The 477-nt window shown below is 51.6% G+C and carries 2 tRNA genes and 1 rRNA gene; all 3 read right to left on the minus strand.

Annotation, left to right across the window (positions count from 1 at the left end):
• Window positions 1–35 precede the first annotated feature (35 nt).
• A tRNA-Ala gene (locus C1Y43_RS23470) sits at window positions 36–111 on the minus strand.
• Between the two features lie 149 nt (window positions 112–260).
• Window positions 261–337 (minus strand) — tRNA-Ile (locus tag C1Y43_RS23475).
• A gap of 74 nt (window positions 338–411) precedes the next feature.
• Window positions 412–477: ribosomal RNA gene (locus tag C1Y43_RS23480) — 16S ribosomal RNA — on the minus strand; the annotation flags it as partial.

Here is a 477-nt window from a genome sequence, read left to right on the forward strand (position 1 = left end):
GCCGGTATACTCTGAAGTAAGTTTCAGTACTGTAATGGTGGAGCTAAGCGGGATCGAACCGCTGACCTCCTGCGTGCAAGGCAGGCGCTCTCCCAGCTGAGCTATAGCCCCATACAGTCACTGCAGAGACCATCTACATCCACTCACCAGGAGTCACGTTTCTCACACGGGAAATGTGATTTCGTCTCAGGCAAGGCATGTTTTCGCGAAGCATAGTGAACTATGCGAGCCGGAAACATAACGCGGCATGAGAAGAAATCTGGTAGGCCTGAGTGGACTTGAACCACCGACCTCACCCTTATCAGGGGTGCGCTCTAACCACCTGAGCTACAAGCCTGTAGAGGTTTTTTCTGCTCGTTACTTTTCTATCAGACAATCTGTGTGAGCACTTCGCGGGAAGGTATCTTCAGGTAAGGAGGTGATCCAACCGCAGGTTCCCCTACGGTTACCTTGTTACGACTTCACCCCAGTCATGAA

This window comes from Pantoea sp. ICBG 828, assembly GCF_002928355.1.
Classification (GTDB): Bacteria; Pseudomonadota; Gammaproteobacteria; order Enterobacterales; family Enterobacteriaceae; genus Pantoea; species Pantoea dispersa.